The sequence below is a fragment of the Vibrio sp. 10N.286.46.A8 genome, assembly GCF_041470165.1.
GTDB classification, from domain to species: domain Bacteria; phylum Pseudomonadota; class Gammaproteobacteria; order Enterobacterales; family Vibrionaceae; genus Vibrio; species Vibrio tasmaniensis_A.
Window position 1 is genome coordinate 18,529 of sequence record NZ_JBFRLX010000191.1, and the last position, 9,746, is coordinate 28,274.

Sequence of the window (9,746 nt, forward strand, 5' to 3'; positions counted from 1 at the left end):
CATCAACTAAACACCTAAAATTAAAGGCCAACCAAATAATGTCTGGTTGGCCTTTTTAGTGTTTGTTTTCTTAACCTGCGTTCTACTGACTTACGCTCGTTAGGCTTAGCTAATCAAGTTATCAAAGCTCTCGAACACTTGTGGGCACTTCATTACTCGTCCGTGGCCTTGCCCTTGAGTTGCAATCAAGTTAACGCGACCCATTTCATAGGCTGCACGCTTCGACACATCAAACTTAGTAAACTTATCTTGTTCATCATGAACAATGATAGTTTGAGACTCACGAAGCGCTAGCTTTCCATAAGGATCAACAGATTGAATCGGGTAGTTAAATTGCTCTTCTACTTCTCCGACTACCGCCTCAAACAGTTTCATTGAGTAACCAGAACGAGCAACACTGCCAAATAGGTTTTCTAGATAATCCAGTACAGGTGCAATCAGCAACAGCGGCTTGTTTTCCAATTTAACGTGCTTACATTCCAATGCAGAAGCCGTACCCATGCTGTGACCGACCAAACCTGCTACCTCCCCAACCGAATCTAGAATCGCTTCCAAGCCATTCACAAATGCAGGGATATGACCATGTACACCATCACTGCCACCGTGCGCCGGGTGATCATAAGCCAGAGCCGTAAAACCTTTGGCTGCAATATGTTCCATCAGAGGGAAGAACTGACTCGCGGTGCCAGACCAACCATGAGTCAGAACCCAAACTGGACCCGTGCCCAAAGAATACGTTTTTAAGACGCCATCACGACCTTTGATTTCACTCTTGATAAGCCCTTGCGGATCGGCATTTTTCTGCTCAGTACGCATTGGAGTGAGCAGCAGCTTACGTGCCGTTTTCTTCGCATGACTTGGCGCTAAAATGTAGTGCAGATTGGTTGTAGCGCCAATCAAGCTACGCTTGAAGCTAAATTTGTTCGATGTATTGAAATAGATTTTGTCACTCATGACCGTTCCTTGTATCGCCATCATTGTTGGCGGATCGAGCTCGGCCCTAAAATCGAACGACCGTGCTATTTGTTAGTATAAAAAATGGCGAAAACGCTATTTATGACTGCTTGCCGCCACTTCTCTTAAAATCTTTTGCAAACCTTAACTAAGCAAGGTCACATGCTTTGCGAATTCCATGATTTTCGAACTTCATGATTTGCGAGCTAAGTGGCTTACGAGTTAACCTGCTGTATGTATTAAACAGCTTTCCAACTGGCTACCAAGCGCTGTACACCACTCCAAAAATGGGTGTGGCTCGCTTGTTGACCTCGTAACGAGTAGAACAAGTTCGCACTCAAATAAAGGCCATATAATTCAAAGGTTGCCTGTTTGGGATCTAAATCGGCCCTGAACTGTTTGCTCTCAACCGCTTTTGCTACCTGAATCGTCAAGTAATCAATCCACACTGAAATGGTTTTCTGCAGTGCCTTCTGAATCACAGACGTTTCGCTGCCTGCATCTTTCCAAGCATCAATAAACATACAGCTGCCTTGGAATGAATGGTTCCAACCCAACCAATTGTCGAGCAACTGTTTCAATTTCGCTTCGATATCACCATCCCCCAGCTTTCTTGCGGGAATAATGACTCTCTCAGTGAATATGGCGTTGGAATATTCCAGTACAGAGAGTTGCAGGTTCTCTTTAGAGTTGAAGTGTGCAAACAAGCCACTCTTAGACATACCACACTGCTTGGCTAACTCACCAATCGTCAAACTCTCGAGACCATTCTCACTCGCAAGCGCGAATGCATGGCTCAAAATATACTCTTTGGTTATCTTTCCCTTGCTCATTATTCACCAATAATAAATCTCATGTTTCATTTTTAGCACGTTCGTTCTTTTTTTCAAGGTTTTTTACTTAACCCTTGGTATTCATTTTGTCTTATCAAAGAACTGTGGAAAAATGCGACAGTATTCAAAGGAAATTGAAATCGACTAACAAAGGAAAAACAATGAACACACTTTGGGAACAGTTTGCGTTTTCGGCGTCAGTAACAGGCCCTATCTGTTTAATGCTGTTTCTTGGTGTGATGCTCAAGCGAATCGGTTTGATCAATGATAATTTCATTGATGTCGCGTCCAAAGTGGTGTTTCAAGTCACCCTACCCGCGATGCTATTTCTGAGTATTGTTCAATCGAATCACAACTTTTCAGCCAGTAGCGCGTTAGTTGCGTTTGGCGTCATCGCTAACTTTGTCTTTTTCTTGTTCACGATTTTCTCAACCAAGTTGGTATTCAAAAGCTCTAAAGATCAAGGTGTGATCATCCAAGGTGGATTCCGCGCTAATACCGCGATCATCGGCCTCGCCTACGTGGCTAATATTTATGGCAACCAAGGCGTGGCATTGGCTGCTATCTATGTCGCATCTCTGACCGTACTGTATAACATTCAAGCCGTGATAGCACTGACACCCAAAGGCAAAGACACCGGCGCTAAAGCCATTAAAGTGATCGCCAAGTCCATCACCAAAAACCCGTTAATCATCGCTATTTTCTTAGCAGTCGTCTTCTATGCACTTTCAATTCCGATTCCAAAAATGGTGACTGATGCTGGGCAATACTTTGCCAACATGACTTTGCCTTTGGCTCTACTTTGTACTGGTGGTTCTCTAGATATTAGTTCGCTTAAACAAGAAAAGTTGTCTACGTGGTTCGCCTCTAGTTACAAGTTAATCGCCTCACCTTTACTGACTACACTGGCTGGTTGGTACTTAGGGTTTGAAGGGCTCGATCTCGGACTTATCTTCTTGATGAGCGCAGCACCAACGGCAGCGGCAAGCTATGTTATGGCGCGTGCGATGGGAGGAAACTCAACACTCGCGGCTAACATCATAGCTCTTACTACTGTTGTTTCTCTTATCACTTGTACACTAGGTATATTTGCACTCACTGCAATGGATTTAATATAGCTGCGACAAGCTTCAAAAAACCGACACAAGCCTTGAAACAAAGGTCATAAGCCTTGATTTAGGACTAACTGGTTGGGCATAAAGGCTGCTAGATTTCGTAAAAATTTTACTGAGAGATCTGATATGTCTTCCGTTCAACATACGCCTTCACAACACATCGCCAGTATCGAGTTAGGCAGAGTGATTGCTATCTTGGCGATCATTGGTTTGCACGGCCAAATGGCACTCACTTATTGGCAAATAGATGAAGTGCCTTGGATCGGTTATGTACTCAACCAAACCGCTCGTTTTGCCGTGCCTCTGTTTTTCCTAATTTCCGGTTATCTTATTCAGCCCAAGTTGACTGCATCCCCGTGGCAAACCGTCATTAATTATTCTAAACCACTGCTTAAAGTATGGTTGACATGGAGCATCATTTGCTTAGTGATGCCATTCAACCTCGCGAAGGTAGAAGAGTTTGGCTACCTAGGTGAGCGCCAAGGCTATTGGGGTTTCTTAATGAACACGCCACTTAACTCTTTCTTAGAGGGTGGATTGGTTCATTTATGGTTTATTCCCGCTCTCGTATGTGCCGTTTTGATCATTGCTTTGATCGTCGAAATGAAACTCGACAAACTGCTATTACCAGCGGCTATTGTACTTTACGTTTATGGTGTTTTAGCGGGCAGCTACGCAACGCTAACCGGGTTAGAAGCACCCTTCTTCACGCGTAATGGCCCGTTCTTTAGCACGTTAATGGTGACCTTAGGTTTCCTTATTCGTCAGAATCAATGGAAAGTGTCATCAACTAAAGCGTTGGGGCTATTAGCGTTAGGCATGTTGATTCACTTTGCTGAGGCGGCATGGCTCACCACGTTCGACGTCGGATTCAACATGAATGATTTCTTGTTTGGCACGGCGCTATGGGGGATGGGCGTGTTTATGTGGCTTTTGGCTAATCCAAACATGGGTAACTACGCTTGGGTTCGTGCCATTTCAAATCGCATGCTGGGTATCTACGTCAGCCATTTACTGATCATTATCATACTGTTCAATGTCTGCGGAGTATTGGGCATCACTGAGCTAGCTAAAGACATCACCGTGTTCTTCGGCACCTTTACCCTGAGCTTTATATTGATCGCTGGTATAGAAAAAACGCCACTGCGCCACTGGTTACTTCGTTAGTGCTCATCTAGCCAACGACGTATTACAGGCCTAGTGACCCCCTCAGTCTGTAATTTGCCCCGATGTAACATTCTTTTCTGCAATGAGGTTCGCCTTGCCAGTGAAAGCACTAACTCGCTTTCACTGGCAACTTTAAACTCCAACATCCCTTTCCCTCTTATGCGTTACTCTCTTTTAACCACTGACGTGGCGACACACCCGATACATGCTGAAATGCGCGTGAGAAACCTGAATAACTGTTGTAACCGACTTCATCGGCAACCCAGTTGATGGGCTTATTTTGCAGTAACAGAGATTGAGCAACGGAAACACGCCACTTTTGCACGTAATCTCCCGGCGTTTCACCCACCTCACGCTTGAACGCTTCTATAAACTGAGTTCGAGACATCGCGGCCAATGACGCCATTTCTGCAACCGAAAAGTGACGAGCAGGCAACCGGTGAATAGCCGTCACCACAGCAGCAAGCCTTGGGTGTGCAAGAGCAGAGAAAACGCCGCTATCGATTTTTTGCTGTTCAATGAGATGACGAAAAATCAACGCCATCAACGCATCACTCAACTTGTCCATTAGGTATTGCTGCCCTGACGATTGTTGTCCTGAAGATGCTTGCCCCGACTCTCGAAACAGCACCTCAATCACAGGCATTAAGTTCGGTGCATCTTCAAACGGAATCACTATCATGTCGGGCAGAGCCGATAATAAAGGATTCATCTGCCCTGAACGATACTCCACGTTCGCACACACAAGCTCAGCACCTTCTCCCACACCTTCAATTACATGTGGTGTGCTATTCGGCAGATAAATAATACAGGGCTGAGAAAGCTGCCTGCATTCCATATGAGCACCAGATAAGGTCAACTCGCCCGCTCTCAATACGTGAAGGTGCCCTTCTTTGCCTTGTTGCGCGTTAAATGACGACACCCCACACAGGTTTCCAGAATAGAAAACGCCAGTGCGTATCGAGAAGTGTTCCATTAATTGTGACAGCAGATCCATGCACTCTCCGAACGATTCGCTTAGTTTTTAGTTCTTTTGTCCCTTTATAGACCGGACAAGTGGGCTAAATTACTTCAAACAAAATAACCAACACTGACAAGGAACTTGATATGTCACACATGAAATCGACCAGTCAAAAAATCACTCTATTGGCCGCGTTACTAGGAACCAGCTTTTCGTTAATGGCAGCAGACCTTGATATGAGTGTCGACAACAATGACCTCGCCATTAAAGGTTATGACCCTGTCGCTTACTTTGCCAATGAGGGGCCAGTTAAAGGCACATCTGAATTCACAGCGACTTATAAGAATGCGATTTATAACTTTGTGAGCAGTGAAAACCGAGATGAATTCCGATCTAACCCATCGGCTTATGCACCTCAATATGGGGGCTATTGTGCCTTTGGTGTGGCAATGGGTAAGAAATTTGAAACGGACCCACTAGCTTGGAAAGTAGAAGGTGGGAAGCTGTACTTGAACTTAGATAAGTCAGTTCAAAAGCGTTGGCTGGAGAATACGCAAGAATTCATCCAAGACGCCAACAGCAATTGGACCACTATAAAAACCGTGGAAGCCTACAAGCTTTAAGTTCCAAGTGCTAGGTTCTAGCCTTCAACGTTTATCCATTGCCAACTAACAAAACGGAAGCGACCGAACGCTTCCGTTTTTATTTTCACGGCTCAAATACAGATAAGCGGCCAATTATTGATAACATCAAGATAAACAGCGATGTAACGCTCAAATCAGAGATAAATCAGTGCGATTTCAGCACGAATCAAAACCATTTTTATTCTATACTCCTAAAGATAAGCTTTTCTTTTCATGGAAGAATAATGATATTACCTAGGATTTTAGCAATCGGACTCTATGCTTTATCAACACTGACTTACGCTGCTCCATGGCAGTTCGTGAAAAGTGAAGATGGCATCATCATTGATAAGAGACCTCACACTGAAGGCTTGGTAGAAATACGAGCACAAATGCAAACGCCCACCACTTATTCTGGTTTTTTGCTGTTATTGGAAGACAGCGCGAACGTGCCAAACTGGATAGATAACGTATCGGAAAGTCGTGTTTTGATGCAGATATCTGAGGATGAAAATATCGTCTATACCCAGTTCAAAGCGCCTTGGCCTGCCAGAGACCGCGATATGGTGACCTACTCAAAATACAGCGTCGAGGATGGGCAGTTTGTCTTGTCGATCAAGGATGCGTCTGATTATTTGGCGAAAGAGTCGGGGTACATTCGAATTTATGATGTAGATGCCTTATGGACTCTGCAACCGCTCACCAATGGTAATACCTATATCACCTATACCGCTTACGCGAACGCAGGTGGCATCCTGCCAAATTGGTTAATGAACAAATTATCGATTGATAGTGCACTGAGCACGTTTAAAGGGCTAAAAGAACAATTACAGAAGTACCAAGGCCAGCAGCACCCTAACCTGCCAAGTGAGTCTCGCTAGCGATACCAGTCGATGGGTAGATAACTAGGTAGCTAAGTAAGTGAGTAGATAAGTGGTAGATAAATAGATACTAAGGCCTTCTAGCGAGGTCGCGAGCTAAGATAAGTGCTAAACCAAACACCTGAAGAAACAGGGCAATATTCTTGTAGAAAGCCATTTTTTCATCGAGCCTTTGGATTAATTCAACCAAGGTCAGATTATCCAAATAGTAGTCATCAATTCGTGCTCGTTGGGCTTCTTGAGCACTGTTTATCAGCATCATAAGCTTGGGTAAATTAGCCAACGAGATGGCTGGCACCTCCTCACTCACCCAACTCCGGAGTTGGCCGCGCAGCGCTTCATCGAGGATGGTGGCAGGTTGAGCGGTTTCTGTTGAGGGTTTATCTAGGTGGATCAGAATGGCTTCACGCTTGCGCTCTAAGGTTTCGATCGTATTCCAGGCCAGTTGTATTGAGTACACATTACCGTATTTACGATCGTTGTATTCCGATTTTTCCGCTTCAATTTTGTCGAGCACCAAGCTCGACATGACAATAGCCATGACGTTCAGTATGAGACCTGCAAGGACAATCGCCCAAGCAGGGGGAAGGCGCAATGCCATAATGCTCCCTAGAACATTTTATCAAAAGGTAGGTAAGCTAAGTTTAGGACAATCAAAGAGATCATGCAGATAAGCGTTAACACCATGCCCACTTTTCTACCCTTTAAGTTTTTTGCCAGAATACCTTTTGCATGAATCACACGCCCCAGAATAAATGCAACACCAATGGCATGAATAAGCCACACACTGGCACCATTCATCTCCAAAAAGCCCATCAAAATAACCGTAATTGGGATGTAATCCATTGCATTACTTTGTGCGGAGCGTGCTATCTGTAGCGACTCAACACCGCCATCTGCATGAGCAACCAGATTGATTCGTCTTTGCTTAATGACTTCTATCGCCAACCAAATCATTACGACCGTCAGCAAGGCTGCGTAAAGTGCTGTAACCATTATATTTTCCTATTACTTTGAGTTTGTTGAGCGTATTTCGCTCACCTATCGACGGATGAGTTCGACAACGAATGATATTCGCGCCCGAACATTTGTAAGAGATCTCTCACACCGAACGTAAGAGATCACAGTCAAGCTTCGCAGAAAAAAGAAAAATTACAAACCCAACCCCTTGTTTTATATGAATCCACGCATATTTATTTTAGTTAGCGAGGATATTTATTTCCTAAGGCTAATTGCGAATAAAGCCTCCAAAGTGTTTAATACTCATGTCGACAGGGAGTTGGCAGGAACAGGAAAAAGCCTAACGGATTAGGTATCTTCAGGATGAAGATTTGATGGCTTAGGATGAGTGATCAGCAAGGAAGTTTTACTCTAGGATAGAGTCACTTGTCAGGATGATGAGTTAGCATGGACACCGCTAGGAAGGCGATGGATTGGATAGGTTAAAGGATTTAGCCAAATCAAGGAACGATGCAAGGAGCATACGTGACCTTATTAAAAAATAAGTAACAACGTCAGTAGCAGGATGGCTACGAAAAAGAATAAACCCCGTTTGGTGAAAGCCAAACGGGGTTTCTTTTTTCAACATCGAAAAGCTATTAGTAACTGATCGTTCAAATAGTAGCTAATCGTTCAAAGCCACGTTACAAAATAATGTTCATCAAAAACATAGCACCAAACGCATTCAATACTGAAATCGCGATCATCACAGGGATATAACGACCTTCAGTACCAATTGGTCCCATGATGCGTCCCATATATTGCACCTGAGAACCCATCAAGTAGATAGCTGGCGCCAAGATAGCAATATGGTTGCCGTTCAGAATGCCTTGGTCAAATAGCGTGATAACCACACCGACTGCACCACCCATCGACATCCACGCGCCAATCAATACTGCTGCCGCTTCGCCCGGTAAACCAAATACCGCCATGATAGGTGCAAACACACTACCCATCAGATCCAGTGCACCAGTAATCTGCAACGCCTTAATAATCACAAACGCCATCAGAACATTAGGTACTGTAGAGGTTGTCGCAATAACCCAGCCTTTCTTAGCACCTTCAACGAAAATATCAGTAACCATTGGTTTCTTTGCTTTAACTTCGCTCATTATGCTACTTCCTCTTCCAGTTTTTGTTCTTTGTCTGATTTTGTTTTGTCTTCTTTACCTTCAGTAATATTGAGGTAAAGGCGGAATAAGTTCGCACCAACAAACTTGAAGATAAACATCACCGCAACAGCAAGACCAATTGACGATGTCACTGCCAAGGAACCATCCATCGCCGTTAGAGTGAACAACACCGCACCTGAAGAGAAAAAGTTAACGATCGCCGCACCCGCAGTAAACTGGAACATGGTGAACACATCGGTTTCACGCTTAGTCAAATGCCCTTCATCTTTGAGCTGACGTGTCATCGCAGCACCCGCATCGGTACTTTGCAGAGAAGCAATCAGTGCCAAGCCTGAGTTGCCCGGAATGCCCATTAAAGGACGAAGTAGTGGAGTTAGTAGTTTACGAGCCGCGTCCAGTGCACCGTAGTGCTCAAGTACGTTGATCATACCCAGTGCAAACATCACGGTCGGAATAAGTGTCAATGCAAAAATGAAACCGTCGCGCGCACCACTACCGCCTTTACCACGCAGTGACGTCGTTGCCGCTTGGATACCATCAGCCGACTCACTCACATCGTAAGCGACCTTACCAAATGAACCGTTGAGCGTCGTAAAATCGAGCACTCCATACCATTCATTGGACTGCATTAAGCCTGAAAAGAACACAATCGCGAACGCGAGTGCGATATAGCTGCCGATCGTGACTTTACGATCGGTTTTGGTTGGATTAGTCATAAGGACCTCTATACATCTCGTTTATGTGGAACAGAACACGTATAGATAGTGCAAACTAATGAGCAAAAGGTTAATGACCAAAATCAAATAGTGCATCGGTTTAAATAGAAGAACCAAAGCAACATATAAAACTGTGATTCAAATTTTAAAGTAGAGGTATACGCTAAAAAAATTAGAATACTTCTCATACAAAACTAAACAAACCTAGCTTCAACACCGCAACCAAAAACGCACATAATCGCCACAATAATCAGGCTTCGAATAGAAAGCTCAAAAAAATCTTTCATCGTGATCTCACGTTTTCACCCAATCTACTGTTTTCTATATAATCTATTGAATTATTAAGATATCTATCACACTGAAC

Annotated in this window: 11 protein-coding genes; 4 read left to right on the top strand and 7 right to left on the bottom strand. The window is 44.1% G+C overall.

Features of this window, described 5'->3' with window-relative positions:
- Positions 1–105: 105 nt before the first annotated feature.
- Together AB4232_RS17750 and AB4232_RS17755 are read right to left on the bottom strand one after the other, a co-directional pair.
- Positions 106–954: an alpha/beta hydrolase gene (locus AB4232_RS17750; protein WP_372087657.1), complete on the bottom strand. Its 849-nt coding sequence runs from the start codon at positions 952–954 to the stop codon at positions 106–108.
- Between the two features lie 239 nt (positions 955–1,193).
- Complete coding sequence (locus AB4232_RS17755; RefSeq protein WP_017097788.1) at positions 1,194–1,787, bottom strand: TetR/AcrR family transcriptional regulator; 594 nt, start codon at positions 1,785–1,787, stop codon at positions 1,194–1,196.
- Between the two features lie 161 nt (positions 1,788–1,948).
- On the opposite strand from AB4232_RS17755, the gene AB4232_RS17760 reads away from it, so the two are divergent.
- Positions 1,949–2,905 carry an AEC family transporter gene (locus AB4232_RS17760; protein WP_009846120.1) on the top strand — a complete coding sequence of 319 codons (957 nt, stop codon included), beginning with the start codon at positions 1,949–1,951 and terminating at the stop codon, positions 2,903–2,905.
- Between the two features lie 123 nt (positions 2,906–3,028).
- A complete protein-coding gene (locus AB4232_RS17765) occupies positions 3,029–4,069 on the top strand; it encodes an acyltransferase (RefSeq protein WP_017097789.1) in 1,041 nt (346 codons plus the stop codon).
- Between the two features lie 157 nt (positions 4,070–4,226).
- Here the strand turns inward: AB4232_RS17765 and AB4232_RS17770 are convergent, their stop codons facing one another.
- Entirely contained in the window at positions 4,227–5,066 is an 840-nt protein-coding gene (locus AB4232_RS17770) for an AraC family transcriptional regulator (protein WP_012601206.1), read from the bottom strand.
- Positions 5,067–5,176: 110 nt separating this feature from the next.
- Here AB4232_RS17770 and AB4232_RS17775 point away from each other — a divergent pair, with 110 nt between their 5' ends.
- Together AB4232_RS17775 and AB4232_RS17780 are read left to right on the top strand one after the other, a co-directional pair.
- On the top strand, positions 5,177–5,653 hold the full coding sequence (locus AB4232_RS17775; RefSeq protein ID WP_009846117.1) for a YHS domain-containing (seleno)protein: 477 nt from the start codon (positions 5,177–5,179) through the stop codon (positions 5,651–5,653).
- Positions 5,654–5,898: 245 nt separating this feature from the next.
- On the top strand, positions 5,899–6,534 hold the full coding sequence (locus AB4232_RS17780; protein WP_009846116.1) for an START domain-containing protein: 636 nt from the start codon (positions 5,899–5,901) through the stop codon (positions 6,532–6,534).
- A gap of 70 nt (positions 6,535–6,604) precedes the next feature.
- On the opposite strand, the gene AB4232_RS17785 is transcribed toward AB4232_RS17780, so the two are convergent.
- From AB4232_RS17785 to AB4232_RS17800, 4 genes are all read right to left on the bottom strand, one after another.
- Positions 6,605–7,135: a hypothetical protein gene (locus AB4232_RS17785; protein WP_009846115.1), complete on the bottom strand. Its 531-nt coding sequence runs from the start codon at positions 7,133–7,135 to the stop codon at positions 6,605–6,607.
- Positions 7,136–7,143: 8 nt separating this feature from the next.
- On the bottom strand, positions 7,144–7,530 hold the full coding sequence (locus tag AB4232_RS17790; RefSeq protein WP_009846114.1) for an MAPEG family protein: 387 nt from the start codon (positions 7,528–7,530) through the stop codon (positions 7,144–7,146).
- Between the two features lie 647 nt (positions 7,531–8,177).
- On the bottom strand, positions 8,178–8,645 hold the full coding sequence (locus AB4232_RS17795; RefSeq protein ID WP_004737023.1) for a YjiG family protein: 468 nt from the start codon (positions 8,643–8,645) through the stop codon (positions 8,178–8,180).
- Positions 8,645–9,382, bottom strand: a complete 738-nt coding sequence (locus tag AB4232_RS17800; RefSeq protein ID WP_009846112.1) for a nucleoside recognition domain-containing protein — start codon at positions 9,380–9,382, stop codon at positions 8,645–8,647. Before AB4232_RS17800 ends, AB4232_RS17795 begins: the two co-directional genes overlap by 1 nt.
- Positions 9,383–9,746 lie beyond the last annotated feature (364 nt).